At 69.8% G+C, this 20,663-nt stretch carries 18 protein-coding genes; 13 read left to right on the forward strand and 5 right to left on the reverse strand.

The genetic code is table 11. From position 1 onward, the window contains the following. Window positions 1–14 precede the first annotated feature (14 nt). A complete protein-coding gene (locus tag ASC98_RS01280; RefSeq protein ID WP_056819542.1) occupies window positions 15–1,547 on the reverse strand; it encodes a YifB family Mg chelatase-like AAA ATPase in 1,533 nt (510 codons plus the stop codon). A gap of 285 nt (window positions 1,548–1,832) precedes the next feature. On the opposite strand from ASC98_RS01280, the gene ASC98_RS01285 reads away from it, so the two are divergent. The 8 genes from ASC98_RS01285 (at window position 1,833) to ASC98_RS01320 (ending at window position 12,237) form a co-directional block, all read left to right on the forward strand. Beyond that, window positions 1,833–2,549 carry a TorF family putative porin gene (locus ASC98_RS01285; protein WP_056803325.1) on the forward strand — a complete coding sequence of 239 codons (717 nt, stop codon included), beginning with the start codon at window positions 1,833–1,835 and terminating at the stop codon, window positions 2,547–2,549. 48 nt (window positions 2,550–2,597) lie between these two features. Further along, a complete protein-coding gene (locus ASC98_RS01290; RefSeq protein ID WP_047509787.1) occupies window positions 2,598–2,936 on the forward strand; it encodes a P-II family nitrogen regulator in 339 nt (112 codons plus the stop codon). Window positions 2,937–2,958: 22 nt separating this feature from the next. After that, complete coding sequence (locus ASC98_RS01295) at window positions 2,959–4,482, forward strand: ammonium transporter (RefSeq protein WP_056803328.1); 1,524 nt, start codon at window positions 2,959–2,961, stop codon at window positions 4,480–4,482. A gap of 213 nt (window positions 4,483–4,695) precedes the next feature. Then, window positions 4,696–5,991, forward strand: a complete 1,296-nt coding sequence (gene gshA, locus ASC98_RS01300; protein WP_056803331.1) for a glutamate--cysteine ligase — start codon at window positions 4,696–4,698, stop codon at window positions 5,989–5,991. Window positions 5,992–6,226: 235 nt separating this feature from the next. Continuing rightward, window positions 6,227–8,101, forward strand: coding sequence for a potassium transporter Kup (locus ASC98_RS01305; protein WP_056803334.1), 1,875 nt, complete (start codon window positions 6,227–6,229; stop codon window positions 8,099–8,101). Between the two features lie 75 nt (window positions 8,102–8,176). Continuing rightward, the gene (locus ASC98_RS01310) at window positions 8,177–9,340 is read left to right on the forward strand and encodes a benzoate/H(+) symporter BenE family transporter (protein ID WP_235581134.1); all 1,164 of its coding nucleotides are present in this window, start codon (window positions 8,177–8,179) and stop codon (window positions 9,338–9,340) included. A 20-nt stretch (window positions 9,341–9,360) separates the two neighbouring features. Continuing rightward, a complete protein-coding gene (gene gshB / locus ASC98_RS01315; protein ID WP_056803338.1) occupies window positions 9,361–10,305 on the forward strand; it encodes a glutathione synthase in 945 nt (314 codons plus the stop codon). A gap of 45 nt (window positions 10,306–10,350) precedes the next feature. Beyond that, complete coding sequence (locus ASC98_RS01320; protein ID WP_056803341.1) at window positions 10,351–12,237, forward strand: ATP-binding cassette domain-containing protein; 1,887 nt, start codon at window positions 10,351–10,353, stop codon at window positions 12,235–12,237. A gap of 46 nt (window positions 12,238–12,283) precedes the next feature. Here the strand turns inward: ASC98_RS01320 and ASC98_RS30970 are convergent, their stop codons facing one another. Continuing rightward, window positions 12,284–12,493, reverse strand: coding sequence for a hypothetical protein (locus ASC98_RS30970; protein WP_162249249.1), 210 nt, complete (start codon window positions 12,491–12,493; stop codon window positions 12,284–12,286). Here ASC98_RS30970 and pnuC point away from each other — a divergent pair. Together pnuC and ASC98_RS01330 are read left to right on the forward strand one after the other, a co-directional pair. Next, complete coding sequence (gene pnuC / locus ASC98_RS01325) at window positions 12,471–12,962, forward strand: nicotinamide riboside transporter PnuC (protein ID WP_235581135.1); 492 nt, start codon at window positions 12,471–12,473, stop codon at window positions 12,960–12,962. The genes ASC98_RS30970 and pnuC overlap by 23 nt on opposite strands. 5 nt (window positions 12,963–12,967) lie before the next feature. Beyond that, a complete protein-coding gene (locus ASC98_RS01330; protein ID WP_056803348.1) occupies window positions 12,968–13,996 on the forward strand; it encodes an AAA family ATPase in 1,029 nt (342 codons plus the stop codon). A 9-nt stretch (window positions 13,997–14,005) separates the two neighbouring features. On the opposite strand, the gene ASC98_RS01335 is transcribed toward ASC98_RS01330, so the two are convergent. Together ASC98_RS01335 and ASC98_RS01340 are read right to left on the reverse strand one after the other, a co-directional pair. After that, window positions 14,006–14,764, reverse strand: a complete 759-nt coding sequence (locus ASC98_RS01335) for a hypothetical protein (RefSeq protein WP_056803351.1) — start codon at window positions 14,762–14,764, stop codon at window positions 14,006–14,008. 33 nt (window positions 14,765–14,797) lie between these two features. Beyond that, the gene (locus ASC98_RS01340; protein WP_056803354.1) at window positions 14,798–16,300 is read right to left on the reverse strand and encodes a PLP-dependent aminotransferase family protein; all 1,503 of its coding nucleotides are present in this window, start codon (window positions 16,298–16,300) and stop codon (window positions 14,798–14,800) included. 86 nt (window positions 16,301–16,386) lie between these two features. Between ASC98_RS01340 and ASC98_RS01345 the strand changes: the two genes are divergently transcribed. The 3 genes from ASC98_RS01345 to ASC98_RS01355 all read left to right on the forward strand — a co-directional run bounded on the left by ASC98_RS01345 (window position 16,387) and on the right by ASC98_RS01355 (window position 19,402). Continuing rightward, a complete protein-coding gene (locus tag ASC98_RS01345) occupies window positions 16,387–17,316 on the forward strand; it encodes a DMT family transporter (protein ID WP_056803357.1) in 930 nt (309 codons plus the stop codon). Further along, a complete protein-coding gene (locus ASC98_RS01350) occupies window positions 17,313–18,491 on the forward strand; it encodes a PLP-dependent aminotransferase family protein (RefSeq protein WP_056803361.1) in 1,179 nt (392 codons plus the stop codon). The genes ASC98_RS01345 and ASC98_RS01350 overlap by 4 nt, the downstream gene beginning before the upstream one ends. A 92-nt stretch (window positions 18,492–18,583) precedes the next feature. Further along, window positions 18,584–19,402 (forward strand): PhzF family phenazine biosynthesis protein, encoded by an 819-nt coding sequence (locus tag ASC98_RS01355; protein ID WP_235581136.1) that lies wholly within the window; start codon window positions 18,584–18,586, stop codon window positions 19,400–19,402. Window positions 19,403–19,412: 10 nt separating this feature from the next. Here ASC98_RS01355 and ASC98_RS01360 read toward each other — a convergent pair whose 3' ends face one another. Beyond that, window positions 19,413–20,660, reverse strand: coding sequence for a Wzz/FepE/Etk N-terminal domain-containing protein (locus ASC98_RS01360; RefSeq protein ID WP_056803367.1), 1,248 nt, complete (start codon window positions 20,658–20,660; stop codon window positions 19,413–19,415). Between the last annotated feature and the right edge of the window lie 3 nt (window positions 20,661–20,663).

Consider the following 20,663-nt stretch of genomic DNA (forward strand, 5'->3'; position numbering starts at 1 on the left):
CGGGGCCGGCCGGTTCATCCGGACGACAACGCGCGCCGGTACTGGACCGCCTCGGCCAGGTCGGCCGTTTCGATGGCCGGCCGGCCCGCGAGGTCGGCGATGCTGCGCGCCATCCGCAGCACGCGGTGGAAGCCGCGCGCGGACCAGCCGAGCCGGGTCGACACCGAGCGAAGAAAGGCCGCGCCGGCGGGGTCGAGCGCGCAATGCACATCGAGCGCATCGCCGTTCAGCTGCGCATTGCGACAGCCCTGGCGCGCCAGCGCGCGCTGCTGCGCCGCCGCGACGCGCTGCGCGATCGGTGCGCTCGCCTCGCCGTCGGGCGCCGCGGCCAGCGCGTCGGCCGGCAGCGCCGGCACCTCGACCTGCAGGTCGATGCGGTCGAGCAGCGGGCCGCTGATGCGGGCCTGGTAGCGCAGCACCAGGTCGGGCGAGCAGCGGCACGCGCGCTGCGGGTTGCCGAGGTGGCCGCAGGGGCACGGGTTCATCGCGGCGATCAGCTGGAAACGGGCCGGGAAATCGGCCTGCCGCGCCGCGCGCGAGATCGTGATGCGGCCGGTTTCCATCGGCTCGCGCAGCGCTTCGAGGGCGGCCCGCGGGAACTCGGGCAGTTCGTCGAGGAACAGCACGCCATGGTGCGCGAGCGAGATCTCGCCCGGCCGTGGCGGCGACCCGCCGCCGACCAGCGCCACCGCCGAGGCGCCATGGTGCGGGCTGCGCATCACCCGCTGCTGCCAATGCTCGGCGCGGAAGCCGCCGCTGATGCTCAGCACCGCAGCCGATTCGAGCGCCTCCTGGGGCGTCAGCGGCGGCAGCAGGCCGGCGAAGCGCTGCGCGAGCATCGACTTGCCGGTGCCCGGCGGGCCGATCATCAGCAGGCTGTGGCCGCCGATCGCGGCGATCTCCAGCGCGCGCTTCGCGCCGGCCTGGCCCTTCACGTCGCGCAGGTCGGGCAGCGCGGACGGTACGCCCGGGCCAGGCGGCAGCGCGCGCGGCAGCGGCTCGCGCAGCGTCGGGTCGTCGGGGTCGTCCGGGCGCAGCGCCTGCACCAGCTCGAGCAGGTGCCTCGCGCCGTGGACCTCGATGCCGGCGACCAGCGCGGCCTCTTCGGCATTCGCCGCCGGCAGCACCAGCGCCCGCGCGGGGTTGGCCTGGGTCTGCAGCGCGAGCGCCATCGCCAGCGCGCCGCGCACCGGCCGCAGGTCGCCGGCGAGCGACAACTCGCCGGCGAACTCGAAGCGGGCGAGGCGCTGCAGATCGAGCCCGCCCTGCGCCGCGACGATGCCCAGCGCGATCGGCAGATCGAAGCGGCCGGACTCCTTCGGCAGGTCGGCCGGGGCCAGGTTCACGGTGATGCGCTTGTTGTGAGGGAACGCGAGGCCGCTGTTCTGCAGCGCGGCGCGCACCCGTTCGCGCGCTTCTTTCACCTCGGTGTCGGCCAGCCCGACCAGCGTGAAGGCCGGCAGGCCGTTGGCCAGGTGCACCTCGACCGTGACCTCGGGTGCCGCGAGGCCGTCGAGGGCCCGGCTGTGGACGACGGCCAATGTCATGCGAAGGTCCCTGTCGGAGGTGAGGGCCGCGATTCTGCCCAGGGAGGTGATCCACCGACACGGGGCATCTGTCCCCTGTCCTGACGGCTGAACCCGCACCATGAGAGGGCACTCCGGTGCGTGTTGTGTCAATCGGCACCTCTGCGGTGCGTTTTTCGCAGGACAGCCGATTGAAAGCTGGAGAATGAGCGCCGATGGGGCGCGCACGCCCCAAAAAGTCCATGGCACAAAAGCTGCACTGAGGCCCCGGCCCCCTCAGTTCAAAACACGCCTGGAGAAATCTGCATGAAGAAGATCGTGATCCTTTCCGCCCTGGCTTCGCTGTTCGCCGTGTCGGTCCATGCCGAAGACGCCGCGCCGGCAGTTGCCACCAACTTCAGCCTGACCTCGAACTACAAGTACCGCGGCCAGGACCAGGGCAACAACAAGCCGGCGGTGCAAGGCGGCTTCGACTACGCGAACAGCGGCTTCTACGTCGGCAACTGGAACTCGAGCATCGGCTTCACGAATTCCGGCATCGAGATGGATTTCTACGGCGGCTACAAGGGCGAGATCACGAAGGACGTCGGCTTCGATGTCGGCGTGCTGCAGTACTACTACTCGCAGAAGGACAAGGTCACCGACTACAACACCACCGAGCTGTACGGCGCGCTGAGCTACGGGCCGGTCTCGCTGAAGTACTCGACCACGGTGTCGAAGGACTACTTCGGCCTCGGCGACGCCGCCGACGTCAAGGGGCGCGGCACCGGCTACCTCGACCTGTCCGGCAACTTCGAGGTCGCCAAGGGCATCACGCTGAACGCCCACATGGGCTTCACCCGCCTGTCGAGCGAACTGAAGGACGTCGGCTACGAGAACTACGCCGACTACAAGTTCGGCGCGACGATGGACCTCGGCTCGGGATTCTCGGCCGGTGCCGCGATCGTCGGCGCGACCAAGAAGGATTTCTACGGCGACGTCAACAAGGCGCGCGCCATCGTGACGATCACCAAGTCGATGTGAGCCCGCATCCCCGCGAGTCCCACCCATTCATTGCAACAGGAGCATTCCATGAAGATGGTGACTGCCATCGTCAAGCCCTTCAAGCTCGACGAAGTGCGTGAAGCCTTGAGCGCCATCGGCGTGCAGGGCATCACCGTGACCGAGGTCAAGGGCTTCGGCCGCCAGAAGGGCCACACCGAGCTGTACCGCGGCGCGGAGTACGTGGTCGACTTCCTGCCGAAGGTCAAGATCGAGGCGGCCGTCGACGACGGCCTGATCGACCGCGTGATCGAAGCCATCGAAGGCGCTGCCCGCACCGGCAAGATCGGCGACGGCAAGATTTTCGTGTCGCCCCTCGAGCAGGTGGTGCGCATCCGCACCGGCGAGACCGGCAAGGACGCCCTCTGAGCCCACAACAACAGAGACAACCATGAAGAAACTCATTGCCACACTCGCCCTGGGCTTTGCCGCCTGGGGTTTCGCCGGCGTCTCGCTGGCGCAGGACGCGGCCTCCGCGCCGGCCGCCACGGCCTCGGCCGCGGCGCCCGCAGCGTCGGCTGACGCGGCGGCCTCCGCACCGGCAGCAGCGGCTTCGGCCGCCGCGGCCGCATCGGCGCCGGCCGCACCGGTCGCCAACAAGGGCGACGTCGCCTGGATGATCGTCGCGACGCTGCTCGTGATCATGATGACCGTGCCCGGCCTGGCGCTGTTCTACGGCGGCCTGGTCCGCAGCAAGAACATGCTGTCGGTGCTGATGCAGGTGATGGTCACCTTCTCGCTGATCGTCGTGCTGTGGACCATCTACGGCTACAGCCTGGCGTTCACCGAAGGCAACAAGTTCGTCGGCGGCCTCGACCGGCTGTTCATGAAGGGCATCTTCGATCCGGCCACCGGCGCCTTCGCGATGGGCGCGACCTTCAGCAAGGGCGTCTACATCCCCGAGCTGCTGTTCGCGGCCTTCCAGGCGACCTTCGCCGGCATCACCTGCTGCCTGATCGTCGGCGCGTTCGCCGAGCGCATCAAGTTCTCGGCGGTGCTGCTGTTCATGACGCTGTGGTTCACCTTCAGCTATGCGCCGATCGCGCACATGGTCTGGTTCTGGATGGGCCCGGATGCGTACAGCGCCGCCGGCGTCGTCGACGAGATGAACGCGAAGGCCGGCTGGATCTGGCAATGGGGCGCGCTCGACTTCGCGGGCGGCACGGTGGTGCACATCAACGCCGCCGTCGCCGGCCTGGTCGGTGCCTACATGGTCGGCAAGCGCGTCGGCTACGGCAAGGAAGCCTTCACGCCGCATTCGCTGACGCTGACGATGGTCGGTGCCTCGCTGCTGTGGGTGGGCTGGTTCGGCTTCAACGCCGGCTCGGCGCTCGAAGCCGGCAACAGCGCGGTGCTCGCCTTCATGAACACCTTCACGGCCACCTCGGCCGCGGTGCTCGCCTGGTGCCTCGGCGAAGCGCTGATGAAGGGCAAGGCCTCGATGCTGGGTGCCGCCTCGGGTGCGGTGGCGGGCCTGGTGGCGATCACGCCGGCGGCCGGCAACGTCGGCCTGATGGGCGCGATCGTGATCGGCTTCCTCGCCGGTCTCGCCTGCCTGTGGGGCGTCAATGCGCTGAAGAAGCTGCTCGGTGCCGACGACTCGCTGGACGTGTTCGGCGTGCACGGTGTCGGCGGCATCGTCGGCGCGCTGCTGACGGGCGTGTTCAACACGCAGGCGCTCGGCGGCCCCGGCCTGGTCGGCGACTGGGTCACGGCCACGGTCACCTCCAACGGCATCGGCGCCCAGGTCTGGATCCAGCTGAAGGCCGTTGTCCTGACCATCGTCTGGTCGGGCGTGGTCTCGGTGGTGGCGTTCAAGCTCGTCGACCTGGTGGTCGGCCTGCGCGTGACGGAAGAAGAAGAACGCGAAGGCCTGGACATCTCGTCACACGGCGAGACGGCCTACCACAAGTAATTGGGAAGAGAGGTATTTGGGAAGAGAGACGCGGACCTCGGTCCGCGGGACACTGGGAAGGCCGCCTCCGGGCGGCCTTTTCTTTTTCAGCGGTCCGCCCGTGATGCAAGCCGCAAACAAGGCGCATCCCGGCTGGGGCCTCCCCGCTTGCCATCGACGCGGGCGACCCCAGATGCCTAGAATCCGCGATCCCCAGGCGTTCAACGGGCTCTTATGGTTCCCCATCTCATCACCGCACTCACCGGCCCGATCAACGAACTGGAGCAGCGCATCCTCGAATCGCTGCCGGCCATCGAACGCTGGTTCCGCCTCGAATGGATGGAGCACACGCCGCCGTTCTACACCTCGGTGGACGTGCGCAATGCCGGCTTCAAGCTGGCGCCGGTCGACACCAACCTGTTCCCCGGCGGCTTCAACAACCTGACGCCCGAGATGCTGCCGCTGGCCGTGCAGGCGGCGATGGCGGCGATCGAGAAGATCTGCCCCGAGGCGAAGAACCTGCTGCTGATCCCCGAGAAGCACACCCGCAACACGTTCTACCTGATGAACGTCGCGCGGCTGACGCAGATCTTCCACCAGGCCGGGCTGAACGTGCGCCTGGGCACGCTCGACGACACCATCAAGGCGCCGACCCAGATCGACCTGCCCGACGGCAGCTCGCTGACGGTCGAACCGCTGCTGCGCACCCGCGGCCGCCTCGGGCTGAAGGATTTCGATCCCTGCACGATCCTGCTGAACAACGACCTGTCGGCCGGCATCCCGAAGGTGCTCGAGAACCTGCACGAGCAGTACCTGCTGCCGCCGCTGCACGCCGGCTGGGCCGTGCGCCGCAAGACCAACCACTTCCAGGCCTATGAAGAAGTGGCCAAGAAGTTCGCGAAGCTGCTGGGCATGGACCCGTGGCTGATCAACCCGATGTTCGCGCGCTGCGGCGAGGTCAACTTCAGCGACGGCACCGGCGCCGAATGCCTGGCGAGCAATGCCGAGGCGCTGCTCGGCAAGATCCGCCGCAAGTACAAGGAATACGGCATCCAGGAGAAGCCGTTCATCATCGTGAAGGCCGACGCCGGCACCTACGGCATGGGCATCATGACGGTGCGCGATCCGAAGGACCTGGTCGACCTGAACCGCAAGGCACGCAACAAGATGAGCGTGATCAAGGACGGCCAGGAGGTCAGCGAGGTCATCCTGCAGGAAGGCGTGCCGACCTACGAACGCGTCAACGACGCGGTCGCCGAGCCGGTCGTCTACATGATCGACCGCTACGTGGTCGGCGGCTTCTACCGCGTCAACGCCGAGCGCGGCATCGACGAGAACCTGAATTCGCCGGGGGCGAGCTTCGTGCCGCTGGCCTTTGCCGAGTCGAACCAGTTGCCGAAGCCGGGCGTCAAGCCGGGTGCCAGTGCGCCAAATCGCTTCTACATGTACGGAGTGATCGCTCGCTTGGCAATGCTGGCCGCCAGCTACGAGCTGGAAGCGACCGACCCCGACGCCGAGGTCTACGAGTAGCCATTTGGCGGGCCGAGCGCCGGGCCGCTCCCAAGCCGGCCCGCATCCCCGCGGGGGATCGGTCGACGTCCCCGGCGACCGAGGGGCACCATCTACACCTGTCGTTGCTGCAGTGCAACATGCACCCCCAATGGCCTGGGGGTGGCGGGTGTCGAGCTGTTTCGGCTCGTATCCGCGGGCGCACAATGGCCGTCCTTTGGATTGAGCCGTGCCCCTTCGGCGAGCGCGGTGAATCGTGAATCAGCACCGTCCCAGCTCCAGCCTGGCCGCCCTGACGCTGGGCGCCATCGGTGTCGTCTACGGCGACATCGGCACCAGCCCCCTCTACGCACTCAAGGAAGTCTTCGCCCACGGCCACGTGCCGTTGACGCCGCAGAACATCTACGGCGTGCTGTCGCTGGTGTTCTGGACGCTGACGGTGGTGGTCTCGATCAAGTACGTCGCGCTGATCCTGCGGGCCGACAACAACGGCGAAGGCGGGCTGATCGCGATGCTGGCGCTGGCCTCGCAGGCGGTGAAAGACCGGCCGGTGCTGCGCAAGCGGCTGCTGATGGTGGGCATCTTCGGCACCGCGATCTTCTTCGGCGACGGCGTGATCACGCCGGCCATCACGGTGCTGGGTGCGATGGAAGGCCTGGAGGTCGCGGCACCCGGCCTGCACCACTACATCGTGCCGTTGTCGCTGGTCGTGCTGACGCTGCTGTTCCTGGTGCAGCGCCACGGCACCACGACGGTCGGCAAGCTGTTCGGGCCGGTGATGGTGCTGTGGTTCGCGGTGCTGGCGGTGCTCGGGCTGGCGCAGATCGCGACCAACCCGGCGGTGCTGGCGGCGCTGAGCCCGAGCTACGCGCTGGCCTTCCTGCTCGGCCACCCGACGATCGCGTTCATCGCGCTCGGCTCGATCGTGCTGTGCGTGACCGGTGCCGAAGCGCTGTATGCCGACATGGGCCACTTCGGCAAGCGCCCGATCCGCGTCGCATGGTTCAGCCTCGCGATGCCGGCGCTGGTGCTGAACTACTTCGGCCAGGGCGCGATGCTGCTGGCGCACCCGGAGAACGTGCGCAACCCGTTCTACGAGATGGCGCCGCCGTGGGCGGTGGTCCCGCTGATCGGGTTGGCGACGGCCGCCGCGGTGATCGCATCGCAGGCGTTGATCACCGCGGCGTTCTCGGTCACGAAGCAGGCGATGCAGCTCGGCTACCTGCCGCGGCTGCGCATCCTGCACACCTCGGTGCGCGAGACCGGGCAGGTCTACCTGCCGTTCGTCAACTGGGGGCTGTATGCCTGCATCGTGCTGGCGGTCGTGACCTTCGGCTCCAGCAGCAAGCTGGCGGCGGCCTACGGCATCGCGGTGACGATCGACATGCTGATCACCACCACGATGACCTTCTTCGTGATCCGCTACGGCTGGCGCTATCCGTGGTCGCTGAGCGTGGCCGCGACCGGCTTCTTCTTCCTGGTCGACTTCACCTACTTCAGCGCCAACGTCATCAAGGTGTTCGACGGCGGCTGGTTCCCGGTGGTGATCGGCGGCGTGATGTTCATGATCATGATGACCTGGAAGCAGGGGCGCCGGCTGATGGCCGAGCGCCTGCGCGAGGACGCGATCGACCTGAAGAGCTTCCTCGATGCGGTGTTCGTCAGCCCGCCGACGCGGGTGGCCGGCACTGCGGTGTTCCTGGTCAGCGAGCAGGGGCTGACGCCGAACGCGCTGCTGCACAACCTGAAGCACAACAAGGTGCTGCACGAGACCAACCTGTTCGTCACCGTGAAGCTGCACGAGGTGCCGTGGATCGGCTTCGAGAAGCGCTGCGAGATGGAGCCGCTGGGCCGCGACTGCTGGCAGGTGACGGTGCACTTCGGCTTCAAGAACGAGCCCGACGTGCCGGAGGCGCTGGCCTTCCTGCGCACGCGGGGCTGCCAGATGGACGACATGGAGACCTCGTACTTCCTGTCGCGCGACATCGTGATCCCGACCTTCGGCAGCGGGATGGCGAGCTGGCGCGAGAAGCTGTTCGCGGGGATGCACCGGAATGCCGCGGCGGCGGCGGATTTTCTGTCGCTGCCGACGAATCGAGTCGTCGAGCTGGGGTCGAAGGTCGAGATCTGAGCCCTGCGCGGCGTGGCCGGGTCTCGCGCGCAGTCCTTTGATAGGCTCTGCGTGATGAACCTTCGCCCGTCCGACATGTCCCTGTCCGCCTTCGTCGCCGGCTTCGTCGCCGTGCTCGTCGGCTTCACCAGCTCGGTTGCGATCGTGTTCTCGGCCGCGCAGGCGCTCGGCGCCGGGCCGGCCGAGATCAGCTCGTGGATGTGGGCGCTCGGGCTCGGCATGGGGCTGTGCTCGGCGCTGCCGTCGCTGTGGCTGCGCCAGCCGGTGATGATCGCGTGGTCGACGCCCGGCGCCGCCGTGCTGGCCACCGCGGCCGCGAGCGGCGGCTTCCACCTGCCCGAGGCGGTCGGGGCCTTTCTCGCCAGCGCGGCGCTCATCACGCTGTTCGGCATGACCGGCTGGTTCGAACGGCTGATGGGGCGCATCCCGATGCCGATCGCGAGCGCACTGCTCGCCGGCGTGCTGGCACGCTTCGGGCTCGATGCCTTCGTCGCCCTCAAGTCGGCCTTCGCGCTGGTGCTGCTGATGCTCGCCACCTACCTGGTCGGCCGCCGCCTCTGGCCGCGCTACGCGGTGCCCGGCGTGCTGGCGGTCGGCACCGCGTTCGCCGCGCTGCAGGGCCAGCTGCACCTCGGCGCCGTCTCGTTCGCGCTGACGGCGCCGGTCTTCACGATGCCGGTGTTCACGCTGCCGGCGCTCGTCAGCCTCGCGCTGCCGCTGTTCATCGTCACGATGGCCTCGCAGAACCTGCCCGGCGTCGCGGCGATCCGCGCGGCCGGCTACGACATGCCGATCTCGCGGCTGATCACGCTCTCCGGCCTCGCGACGTTGCTGCTCGCGCCGTTCGGCGCGTTCGCGCTGAACCTGTCGGCCATCACCGCGGCGATCTGCATGGGACGAGAGGCGCATGAGGACAAGGGCCGCCGCTACATGGCCGCGGTTGCCTGCGGGCTGATCTACTGCGTGATCGGGCTGTTCGGGGCGGCGGTCACCGGCGTGCTGACGGCGTTTCCGCGCGAACTGGTGGTCGCGATCGCCGGCCTCGCGCTGCTCGGCACCATCGGCAACGGCCTCGCGTCCGCGCTGAAGGACGACGCGCACCGCGAGGCCGCGCTGATCACTTTCCTCGTCACGCTGAGCGGCCTGAGCCTGTGGGGCATCGGCTCGGCGTTCTGGGGCGTGGTCGCCGGCGCGCTCGCGCTTTTTGTGCAACAGTGGCGGCCCCGCATCGCCGCCTGACCGACAGAGAGAGCCCCGCCATGACGCTGCTGTTCGTTGCCGACCCGCTGGAAGGCTTCAAGACCTACAAGGATTCGACCTTCGCGATGATGCGCGAAGCCGCCCGCCGCGGCCACCTGCTGGCCGCCTGCGAGCCGCGCGACCTGGTCTGGGAACGCGGCGGCCGCGTGCAGGCCAAGGTGCGGCCGTTCACGGTCACCAGCGACCCGCACGCCTGGTTCACCGAACAACCCGCGCAGACCGTGGCGCTCGCCGACCTCACCGCGGTGCTGATGCGCAAGGATCCGCCCTTCGACAGCGAGTACTTCTACGCCACCCACCTGCTGCAGCAGGCCGAGCGCGAAGGCGCGCGCGTCTTCAACAAGCCGGCCGCGCTGCGCGACCACCCCGAGAAACTCGCGATCCTCGAGTTCCCCGACTTCATCGGCCCGACGCTCGTCACCCGCGACGAGGCCGAGATCAAGCGCTTCCATGGCGTGCACCACGACATCATCCTGAAGCCGCTCGACGGCATGGGCGGCATGGGCATCTTCCGCGTCGGGCCCGACGGGCTGAACCTGGGCAGCATCACCGAGACGCTGAACAAGGGCGGCATGCAGACGGTGATGGTGCAGCGCTACCTGCCGGAGATCGTGCACGGCGACAAGCGCGTGCTGGTGATCGGCGGCGTGCCGGTGCCGTTCTCGCTGGCGCGCATTCCGCAGGGCAGCGAGATCCGCGGCAACCTGGCCGCCGGCGGCAAGGGCGTCGCGCAGCCGCTGTCCACGCGCGACCGCGAGATCGCCGAAGCGCTCGGCCCGGTGCTCGCGGCGCGCGGGCTGCTGCTGGTCGGCCTGGACATCATCGGCGACAGCCTGACCGAGATCAACGTGACCAGCCCGACCTGCTTCCAGGAGATCACGCAGCAGGCAGGATTCGACGTGGCCGAGATGTTCATCGACGCGCTGGAAGCCAAGCTCCCCTGAAACCGCGGGCACGGGATAATCGCGGTTTCCTCCGCTGGTTTCTCCATGGCCGTCCTTTCGCTTTCCAATGCCCACCTGGCCTTCGGCCACGTGGCCCTGCTCGACAACGCGGCCTTCTCGCTGGAGACCGGCGAACGCCTCGGGCTGATCGGCCGCAACGGCGCCGGCAAGTCCTCGATGCTGAAGATCATCGCCGGGCTCGAGAAGCTCGACGACGGCCTGCTGCAGATGACGCAGGGCGTGCGCATCTGCTACGTGCCGCAGGAGCCGGCGTTCGAGCCCGGCCACACGGTGTTCGAAGCCGTCAGCGAAGGCGTTGCCGAAGCGCGCGCGGTGCGCCAGGCCTACGAAGAGCATGCCGACGGCGTCGACCTCGACGCGCTGCAGACGCGCATCGAGGCGCTCGATGCCTGGAACTGGGAGCAGCGCGTGGACACCACGCTCGCGCAGCTGCACCTCGACGGCACGCGCGAGATCAGCCAGCTGTCGGGCGGCATGAAGAAGCGCGTCGCGCTGGCGCAGGCGCTGGTCGCGGTGCCCGACGTGCTGCTGCTCGACGAGCCGACCAACCACCTCGACCTCGACTCGATCGCCTGGCTCGAGGAGCTGCTGCGCGGCTTCAAGGGCAGCGTGATGCTGATCACCCACGACCGCGCGTTCCTCGACGGCGTGGCCACCCGCATCGTCGAGCTCGACCGCGGCATCATCCGCAGCTACCCCGGCAACTTCAGCGCCTACGAGCGCATGAAGGAAGAGCAGCTCGCGTCCGATGCGCTCGCGAATGCGCGCGCCGACAAGCTGCTGGCGCAGGAAGAGGTGTGGATCCGCAAGGGCGTCGAAGCCCGCCGCACGCGCAGCGTCGCGCGCATCCAGCGGCTCGAGGTGCTGCGCGACCAGCGCCAGAAGCGGCGCGATTCGCTCGGCCAGGTGCGGCTGGAAGTGGACTCCGGCGCGCCCAGCGGCAAGATCGTCGCCGAGCTGCGCGACGTGAACCTGCGCTTCGGCGAGAAGGTGATCGTGAAGGACTTCACCGCGACCATCCTGCGCGGCGACAAGGTCGGGCTGATCGGGCCGAACGGCGCCGGCAAGACGACGCTGCTGAAGCTGATCCTCGGCGAGCTGAAGCCCGACTCCGGCCACGTGCGCCAGGGCAGCAAGCTCGAAGTCGCCTACTTCGACCAGATGCGCAGCACGCTGAAGCTCGATGCGACGCTGGCCGACACCATCAGTCCCGGCAGCGAATGGGTGGAGTTCAACGGCCAGCGCAAGCACGTGATGAGCTACCTGAACGACTTCCTGTTCTCGCCGGAGCGTGCCAACTCGCCGGTGCGCACGCTGAGCGGCGGCGAACGCAACCGCGTGCTGCTGGCACGCCTGTTCGCGCTGCCGGCCAACGTGCTGGTGCTCGACGAACCCACCAACGACCTCGACATCGACACGCTGGAGCTGCTCGAGGAGCTGCTGCAGGGCTACCCCGGCACGGTGTTCCTGGTGAGCCACGACCGGCGCTTCCTCGACAACGTGGTCACCAGCACGATCGCGTGGGAAGGCGACGACAGCCCGGGCTTCTGGCGCGAGTACGAAGGTGGCTACGAGGACTGGAAGCTGCAGCGCGACCGCGCGCGTGCGATGCGCGACAAGGCTGCGAAGGCCGCGCCGGCGCCGACGCCTGCTGCTCCCCCGCCGCCCGCTGCCGCACCGGCCGCGAAGAAGGCCAAGCTCAGCTACAAGGAACAGCGCGAGCTCGACGGCCTGCCGGCACGCATCGAGGCGCTGGAGACCGAGCAGAAGACGCTGTCGGAGCTGCTGGCCGGCACCGAGATCTACGCCGGCGACGCCGCGAAGCTCGCGGCCGCGCAGGCGCGCTTCGCGGTGCTCGACGATGAACTGCTCGCGGCGCTGACGCGCTGGGAAGAACTCGGCGCGCGCTGAATGACAACTCCCACGTCGCTCCGCTCCTGCCCCCCGACGGGGGCGCTCAGCCGCTTGAGGCGGCTCGGCGCGCGCTGATGGATTTGCCGCCCCCGCTCGAGCTGGCGGCGAATGCGGTGACGACGATGTCGATCGTGCTGGCCGCGCGCGCTTCGACCTGATCCTCAACGGTGCGCAGGTGCGCGACGTGTTCCTGTCGCTGGTCACCGATTCGCGCTACAGCACGCAACAGCGTGCACACCTGGTGGACCGGCATCGTCGGGTGCGGGCTGTTCGCGCTGCTGTTCTTCGACAGCCAGCTGTACGCCGACGTCACGCTGCAGGGCTTCTTCATCGCGACCAGCGCGATCGGCTGGTGGCACTGGCGCGGCGGCGTCGCGGCGCTTGCGCCGCCGGTGCGGCGCAGTCCGGTACCACTGCTTGCGGGAAGCACGCTGGCGGCGCTCGCGGTGACCGTCGCGTACGGCAGCCTGCTGCACCACTGGACCGATGCGTATGCGCCGTATGTCGACTCGGCGGTGCTGGCCTTCAGCGTGATGGCGCAATTGCTGCTGATGCGCCGGCGCATCGAGACCTGGCCGGCGTGGCTGCTGGTCAACACGCTGTCGGTGCCGCTGTACGCCTCCCGCGGACTGACGCTGACGGCCGTGCTGTACGCGGCCTACTGGCTCAACGCGTGGCATGGCTGGTGGCTGTGGCGGCGGGCGATGACCCAGGCCGGCTGACAACGATGGTCCGCTACGGGGTGGGATTGGTGGTCGGCAAGTTCGCCCCGCTGCACCGCGGGCACGAAGCATTGATCGCGTTTGCGCAGTCGCAGTGCGAGCGGGTGCTGGTGGTCAGCTACACCCAACCCGAGTTCGAACCCGCGTTGCCAGCGCAGCGGCATGCCTGGCTGCAGGCAGTCTTGCCGCAGGTGGAGGGCGTGGTGATCGACGATGCCTGGCTCCAGCAACGCGGCATGGCGTTGCGCCTGCTGCCCAACGACGCGCCCGACGCCGCGCACCAGCAGTTCCTCGCGCAACTGCTGCGCGACGGGCTGGGTCACCCGGTGGACGCGCTCTTCGCGAGCGAGGACTACGTGCATGCGACGGCCGCGCTGCTGGCACACACCTTCGGCCGGCCGGTGGCCGCCGTGCCCTTTGATCCGTCACGCAGCCAGGTGCCAATCAGCGCGAGCCGCATCCGTGCCGAGCCGCACCGCCATCGGCGCTTCCTCGACCCGCGCGTCTATGCGAGCTTCGTGTCGCGCATCGCGCTGGTCGGCGCCGAGTCGACCGGCAAGACGACGCTGGCGCGCGACCTCGCCGCGCACTACGGCAGCGTGTGGGCCGCGGAATACGGCCGCGAACTGTGGGAAGCGCAGGCCGGCGTGCTGAGCGAAGCCGACCTGCTGCGCATCGCGCGCACGCAGGTCGCGCGCGAAGACGCGCTGCTGGCGCAGGCGCACCAGCTGCTGGCCTGCGACACCACGCCGCTGGTCACGCAATGCTATGCCGACGCGCTGTTCGGGCGCTGCGACGATGAACTGCGGGCGCTGTCGCAGCGCCCCTATGCGCACTGGTTCCTGTGCGAGCCCGATTACCCGCTGGTGCAGGACGGCACACGGCGCGACGAGGCGTTCCGTCAGTGGCAGCACCGCTGGTACGAGGCGCAACTGGCCGAGCGCGGCATCGCGTTCACGCGCCTGACCGGTCCGGCGCCGCAGCGGCTCGCGCAGATGGTGGCGGTGATCGGGGCCGTGCAGCCCGCGGACTGAGCGGCTTGGTCAGCGCCCGAGCGCGCCGAACCACGATTCGCCGATCGCATTGCGGTGCGAGCGGCTGATGATCAGTCCCGACTGCAGGTACAGCGCGTTCAGCAGCCGCGCCGCGCGCGAGCTGTCGAAGCCCGGCCAGTCGGCCATCTCGCGCAGCGACGAGCGGTCGCCCTGCAGCCGCTGCACCGCCGCACGCAGCAGGCCGCCGGCCCGCAGGCCGCCCATCGCGAAGCCCGGCGCGACCCGGTAGGCCACCGGCCCGGCGATCTCCGGCAGCAGCGTGCCGCGCGAGCCGCGCAGCGCCAGCTCCCACAGCACCGGCCCGAGCGAGTGGTAGTGCTGCTCGTCGGCCACCAGCGACAGCTCTTCGTCGCCCGGCGGCCGCAGCACCGCCGGCTCGACATGCATCACGCGCAATTCGGTCGGCCGCTCGCGCAGCAGGGCATCGAGGCTGATCGGGCAGTGCACCAGGCGTTCGCGCGCGAAGACCGTCAGCGGCACCACCGCCTCGCCCATCTGCAGGTGGATCACGACCTGCTGCGAATGCCGCACGCAGGCGGCCAGCACGTCGAGCACCTCGGAGGCCTGGCCGGCCCGCTCGAAGCGGCTCAGGTCGGCCAGCAGCGACGGGCTGAGCGTCGCGCCGCGCAGGCTGCTGTCGGCGACCTCGCCGAGCGCACGCGGGCCGCCCGGCTCATGCAGGTAACGCTCGAAGGCGCTGACGCGCATCAGTTCCGGCTCGCCGAACGGGATGGTGGGCTCGAACATGGACTCGGGAATGCAGGAAGGTGTGACTGTAGGTCACCGGGCTGGCGCTGAAAAGCCCGGATTCCGGGGTGTCGCCATGCCGGGCGTGTCGCGGGCGCGCTGCAGCGCCTGCCAGAACTGCGCATCCTGCGTGGTCGCGAAGTTGATGCGCATCAGCGTGCTCGGCCGGGGCGTGGCATGGAAGATCGACCCCGGCGCGAGCAGCCAGCCGCCGTCCAGCATCACCTGCGACAGCCGTTCGGTGTCGACGCCGGTGTCGACCCAGCCGAACAGGCCGCGCGGCGTGGCCGCGAACCGGCAGCCTGCCGCTTCGGCCAGCTGCACCGAGCGCGCCCGGGCTGCATCCAGCCGGGCCATCACGCGCTCGGCGTGCCGGCGCAGCAGGCCCTGCTCGAGGCAGTGGGCGAGCGCCTGTTCGGTCAGGCTGGTGGTGGTCAGGCTGCCGAGCAGCTTGGTGTCGACGAAGCGGTCGACCAATCCGGGGGGCGCTGCCAGATAACCGACGCGCCAGTTCGGCACCAGGATCTTCGAGAAGCCGGAGATGTAGATCGTGCGCTCCAGCGCGTCCAGCGCCGCCAGCCGCGGCAGGTGCGGCGGCGCCAAGTGGGCGTAGGTGTCGTCCTCGACGATGTGCAGCCCGTGCGCCTGCGCCAGCTTCAGCAGCCGGTGCGCATGGCCGAGCGCGAGCGTCGCGCCGGTCGGGTTGTGCAGCACCGAGACGGTGATGTACAGCCGCGGCCGCTCGTGCGGCTTCTGGGCCTCGATCAGCCGCTCCATCACCGCGAGGTCGGGGCCGTCCTCGCCGCGCGGCACCGGCAGCACGCGCAGGCCGAGCGCGGCCAGACGTGCGAACTCGACCGACCAGCCGGGTTCGTCGACCAGCACGGTGTCGCCGGCATGGGTCAGGCTGCGGGTGACGATGTCCAGCGCATGGGTCGCGCCGAAGCTGGTGACGATCTGCTCCGGCGCGGCCTTCACGCCGAAGTCGACCAGCCGCTGCGACAGCGCCCGGCGCAGCCGCAGGTCGCCGGCCGGCTCGCCGTACTGCAGCGCCAGCGCGGCCAGCTGCGCGCCGCTGCTGACGCGGCGCAGCGCGGTGCTGAGCATCGGCAAATCCAGCCATTCCGACGGCAGCGTGCCCAGCCCCGGCATCGGCCGCGCGCCCGGCGGCTGGAACATGCTGCGCACCAGCGCAATCGCGCTGAGCGGCGCGCGCGGGCGGGCGACCGGGTCGGCCGCGGCCGGCGCCGCCGCTGCGGCAGCCCGGCCGGCATCGCGCGGGTGCTGTTCGCGCACGAAGAAGCCGCGCTGCTTGCGGGCCTCGACCAGCCCCTGCGCCAGCAGCTGGTCGTAGGCGGCGACCACCGTGTAGGCGCTGACGCCATGCCGGCGCGCGCAGTCGCGCACCGACGGCAGCCGCGAGCCCGGCGCGAGCAGCCGCTGCCGGATGCGCTCGGCGAAGCGGCCGGACAGCTGCTCGGTCAGCGTGGCATCGGCATGGCGGGACAGCGGATCGAGCGGAGCAAGCGGGTTCATGTGCTGGCGAGGTGACCAATACAGTGCGCAATCTGAGAGGGGTGAGTGTACCGGCGCTGTGTTGGTCACAGCGCCTAGACTGGTGCATGGACATCGAGCGCAAGGGGTTGTGGCTGGGCTTTCTGGGCGTCGCGATCTTCGCGATGACGACGCCGATGACGCGCCTGGCCGTCGGGCCGGCGGCCGACCCGCAGCTGTCGCCGCTGTTCGTCGTCGCCGGGCGCGCCGCGCTGGCCGGGGTGCTGAGCGTCTTCTACCTGCTGCTGACCGGCGCGCCGCGGCCGCGCGGCCGGCAATGGACGGCGCTGGCCGTCAGCGCGGCCGGCACGGTGGTCGGCTTCCCGCTGTTCCTCGGCCTCGGGCTGCGCGAGGTCGATGCGATGCATGCCGCGGTGATCACCGGCGTGCTGCCGCTGGGCACCGCGATCGCGGCGGCGGTGTTCTTCCGCCAGCGGCCGTCGGTCGGCTTCTGGGCCTGTGCGGCGGTCGGCTGCGCGCTGGTGCTCGCTTTCGCGGCGCAATCGGGCAGCGGGCTGGGCCGGGCCGACGGCCTGTTGCTGCTGGCCGTCGTCAGCGGCTCGATCGGCTACGTCGCCGGCGCGCACCTGTCGCGGCAATGGCACGGCGAGCACGTGATCTGCTGGGTGCTCGTGATCAGCCTGCCGTTCACGCTGCCGCTGATGGGCTGGACCTGGCCGGCGCAGCCGGTGCGCGCCGGCGCGTGGGTCGGCTTCGGCTATGTCACGCTGTTCTCGATGTGGCTCGGTTTCTTCGCGTGGTACCGCGGGCTGGCGCTCGGCGGCACGCTGCGGGTGAGCCAGGTGCAGCTGCTGCAGCCCTTCCTGTCGATGCTGCTGGCGGTGCCGGTGCTCGGCGAGCGGTTGTCGGCGACGACCGTCTTCTTCTCGCTGGCGGTGATCGCCACCGTGTTCGTCGGGCGCAAGATGCCGACGCACGCCGCCTCTTCTTCGGCCTCTCTCGTCTCCCCCGTCACCTCTCCAAGGAAATCCGCATGACCTCGCGCACCCCCTGGCAGCTCGCGCAGCGCGCCCACCGCATGAACCCGTCGATCATCCGCGAGATCCTGAAGGTGACCGAACAGCCCGGCATCATCTCGCTGGCCGGCGGCCTGCCGTCGCCCGACGGCTTTCCGGTCGACGCGATGCGCGAGGCCACCGCCCGCGTGCTGCGCGACACCCCGCGCGAGGCGCTGCAGTACGCGTCGAGCGAAGGCCTGCCGGCACTGCGCGAATGGGTCGCCGCGATGTTGCGCGGCCACGGCCAGCAGGTCGACGCGGCGCAGGTGCTGATCACCACCGGTTCGCAGCAGGGGCTCGACCTGGTCGGCAAGGTGCTGGTCGACCCGGGCAGCCGGGTGGCCGTCGAATCGCCGACCTACCTCGGCGCGCTGCAGGCCTTCGCACCGTACGAGCCGGTCTTCACCGCGGTCGATTGCGATGACGACGGCCCGCTGCCCGATGCGCTGCACACCGCCGAAGGCGCGCGCTTCCTGTACCTGCTGCCGAACTTCCAGAACCCGAGCGGCCGCTGCATGAGCGAGGCCCGCCGTGCCGCGGTGGTCGCGCGGGCGCAGGCGCTGAACCTGCCGCTGGTCGAGGACAACCCGTACGGCGACCTGTGGTTCGACGCACCGCCGCCGCCGCCGCTGGCCGCGCGCTGGGCGGACGGCACGGTCTACCTCGGCTCGTTCTCGAAGGTGCTGGCGCCCGGCCTGCGCCTGGGCTACGTGGTGGCGCCGGCACCGCTGATTCCGAAGCTGTTGCAGGCCAAGCAGGCCGCCGACCTGCACACGCCGGGCTTCAACCAGCGCGTGGTGCACGAGGTGATCCGCGACGGCTTCCTCGACACGCACGTGCCGACCATCCGAGCGCGCTACAAAGCCCAGCGCGATGCGATGCGCGCCGCGCTCGAAGCCCACATGCCTGCTGGCTGCCGCTGGACGGTGCCGACCGGCGGCATGTTCTTCTGGGTCGAGCTGCCGGCGAACGTCGATGCGATCGCGCTGTTGCCGAAGGCGGTCGCCAACGGCGTGGCCTTCGTGCCGGGCGCGGCCTTCTTCGCCGAGCATGCGCGCGCCAACACGATGCGGCTGTCGTTCGTCACGGTGTCGCCGGAGCAGATCGAACGCGGCATCCGCGCGCTGGCCGCGGCGCTGAAGGACGTGTTGTGAGCGAGCGGGCCGAGCGCCGGGCCGCTCCCAAGCCGGCCCGCGTCCCCTCGGGGGACCGTCCGATGTACCCATCGGGCGAGGGGCTGACATTCATGCAGGTCGATGTCTTCACCGATGTCGCGTTGAAGGGCAACCCGCTGGCCGTGGTGCACGGGGCCGATGCGCTGGACGACGCGCAGATGCAGGCCTTCGCGCGCTGGACCAACCTGTCGGAGACCACCTTCCTGCTGCAGCCGTCGGATCCGCAGGCCGACTACCGGGTGCGCATCTTCACGCCGGGCGGCGAGCTGCCGTTCGCCGGCCACCCGACGCTCGGCAGCTGCCACGCCTGGCTCGAGGTCGGCGGCGTGCCGAAGACGCCCGGCGCGGTCGTGCAGCAGTGCGGCGTCGGCCGGGTCGACATCCGGCTCGACGGCGAACGCGCGGCCTTCGCGGCACCGCCGCTGCGCAAGGAGCCTGTCACCGAGGCCGACCTGACGCCGGTGCTGTCAGCGCTCGGCCTGCGCCGCGACCAGGTGCTGCAGGGGCAGTGGCTCGACAACGGACCGCGCTGGCTCGGCCTGCTGCTCGACCACGCGGGGACGGTGCTGGCGCTGGAGCCGGACCATGCGGCGCTGAAGTCGCTGGCCAAGGTCGGCGTGATCGGGCCGCATGCGGCGGGCGGCGCCTGCCAGTTCGAGGTGCGCGGGTTCGCCGCGCCGATCGGCATTCCGGAAGATCCGGTGACGGGCAGCCTGAACGCGAGCTTCGCGCAGTGGCTGATCGGCGCCGGGCTCGCGCCGGCCCGCTACGTTGCGGCGCAAGGCACCCGGCTCGACCGCGCCGGCCGCGTGCACATCGCGCAGGTCGACGGCCAGGTGTGGGTCGGCGGACACAGCATCAGCTGCATCCGCGGCACGTTGTCGCTCTGAGCGAGGACCGTCAGGCGCGGCGCCAGCGCCACGCATGGCGCAGCGCCTCGCGCGCCTGCGCGTTGCCGGGGTCTTGCTCGCGGCGCAGGGCCATGTAGCGGCGCCCGATCACGAAGATCGCCGACGCCAGCAGCGCCAGCACGGTGCTCGACAGCACGATCAGCGATCGCGCCGGCTTCGACTTGCGGTCCGGCGCCTGGGCGATGTCGACCTTCTGCAGCGAAGGCCCTTCCTTCGCCTCGTCCAGCTTGGCGATCTCGTACTGGCGCAGCATGCTTTCGAGCAGCGTCTCCTGGAACTTCACCTCGCGGCGCGCCCGCACGTAGTCGACCGCCGCACCGGGCAGCTTGCCGACCGGGATGTCGATGCTGCCGGTGGCGGCGCTGCTGGCGCTGCCACCGGGCGCCGCCTCCATCCGCGCGAGCTCGCTGCGCAACGCGGTCAGTTCCGAGGTCAGCCGCAGCACGTCCGGGTTCTCGGAGGTGGCGCCGGTGCGCATCACCTTCAGCCGGACCTCGCGTTCGGCGATCAGCGCCTTCAGCTGGGCCACGCCGGTGATGATCGCCTCGGCCTGCTTGTCGAGCACCACCATGCCGGACTTCTCCTGCACCGCGCGCAGCGCCTGCTCGGCCTGGATCAGGTTTTCCTTCGTGTCCTTCAGCTGCTGCTCGAAGAAGACGCGCCGCTGCTGGGCCTCGGACACGGCCAGCCGGCCGAGCAGCTTGGTCACCTCGTTGGCGTGCGCGTTCGCCAGGTCGGCGGCGAACTGAGGCACTTCGTCGTCGATCTCGACCGTGATCAGGCCGGACTTCTTGTCCGAGTTGACGCGAACGTACTCGGGCAGCACCCGGCGCAACTGTTCGTAGGTCTCGACGTCGTAGCGCTGCCGCAGCTTGAACTGCTGGTCCAGCGCGCGCTGCACGCTGTCGCTCTTGAGCAGGCTGACATACAGCTCGTCGGGCGTCTTGGCGCCGACGCCGCCGGCCAGCCCGCCGAGCGATCCCAGCGCGGCCAGCGCCGCAGCCGACGAGCTTTGCTGCTGCCCGCCCGGGGCCAGCAAGGTCGCGCGTGCAGTGAAGATGTTGGGCTTCATGAGCGCCACGGCCACGGCCAGCAGCATCGCGGCGCCGGCACAGGCCGCGATGATCCGCTTGCCTTCCCCCAGCCAGACCAGCAGGTCGAACAGGCTGATCGACGGCCCGTCGTGCTCCTCGAAATCGTCGGTCGGCACGTTCGTCAATGGATCGTTCTGCATCATCGG

Origin of the sequence: Rhizobacter sp. Root1238 (assembly GCF_001425825.1) — a bacterium.
Taxonomy (GTDB): domain Bacteria; phylum Pseudomonadota; class Gammaproteobacteria; order Burkholderiales; family Burkholderiaceae_C; genus Rhizobacter.

What these genes read in the sequence shown, in the direction of transcription:
- ASC98_RS01310 (WP_235581134.1), top strand. Translation starts at nt 8,177, where the DNA reads ATGTCCCTGTCCGCCTTCGTCGCCGGCTTCGTCGCCGTGCTCGTCGGC.
- ASC98_RS01290 (WP_047509787.1), top strand. Translation starts at nt 2,598, where the DNA reads ATGAAGATGGTGACTGCCATCGTCAAGCCCTTCAAGCTCGACGAAGTG.
- ASC98_RS01355 (WP_235581136.1), top strand. Translation starts at nt 18,584, where the DNA reads ATGCAGGTCGATGTCTTCACCGATGTCGCGTTGAAGGGCAACCCGCTG.
- ASC98_RS01350 (WP_056803361.1), top strand. Translation starts at nt 17,313, where the DNA reads ATGACCTCGCGCACCCCCTGGCAGCTCGCGCAGCGCGCCCACCGCATG.
- ASC98_RS01320 (WP_056803341.1), top strand. Translation starts at nt 10,351, where the DNA reads ATGGCCGTCCTTTCGCTTTCCAATGCCCACCTGGCCTTCGGCCACGTG.
- ASC98_RS01280 (WP_056819542.1), bottom strand. Translation starts at nt 1,547, where the DNA reads ATGACATTGGCCGTCGTCCACAGCCGGGCCCTCGACGGCCTCGCGGCA.
- ASC98_RS01285 (WP_056803325.1), top strand. Translation starts at nt 1,833, where the DNA reads ATGAAGAAGATCGTGATCCTTTCCGCCCTGGCTTCGCTGTTCGCCGTG.
- ASC98_RS01360 (WP_056803367.1), bottom strand. Translation starts at nt 20,660, where the DNA reads ATGATGCAGAACGATCCATTGACGAACGTGCCGACCGACGATTTCGAG.
- ASC98_RS01295 (WP_056803328.1), top strand. Translation starts at nt 2,959, where the DNA reads ATGAAGAAACTCATTGCCACACTCGCCCTGGGCTTTGCCGCCTGGGGT.
- ASC98_RS01330 (WP_056803348.1), top strand. Translation starts at nt 12,968, where the DNA reads ATGGTCCGCTACGGGGTGGGATTGGTGGTCGGCAAGTTCGCCCCGCTG.
- ASC98_RS01340 (WP_056803354.1), bottom strand. Translation starts at nt 16,300, where the DNA reads ATGAACCCGCTTGCTCCGCTCGATCCGCTGTCCCGCCATGCCGATGCC.
- gshB (WP_056803338.1), top strand. Translation starts at nt 9,361, where the DNA reads ATGACGCTGCTGTTCGTTGCCGACCCGCTGGAAGGCTTCAAGACCTAC.
- ASC98_RS30970 (WP_162249249.1), bottom strand. Translation starts at nt 12,493, where the DNA reads ATGCCGGTCCACCAGGTGTGCACGCTGTTGCGTGCTGTAGCGCGAATC.
- ASC98_RS01335 (WP_056803351.1), bottom strand. Translation starts at nt 14,764, where the DNA reads ATGTTCGAGCCCACCATCCCGTTCGGCGAGCCGGAACTGATGCGCGTC.
- ASC98_RS01345 (WP_056803357.1), top strand. Translation starts at nt 16,387, where the DNA reads ATGGACATCGAGCGCAAGGGGTTGTGGCTGGGCTTTCTGGGCGTCGCG.
- gshA (WP_056803331.1), top strand. Translation starts at nt 4,696, where the DNA reads ATGGTTCCCCATCTCATCACCGCACTCACCGGCCCGATCAACGAACTG.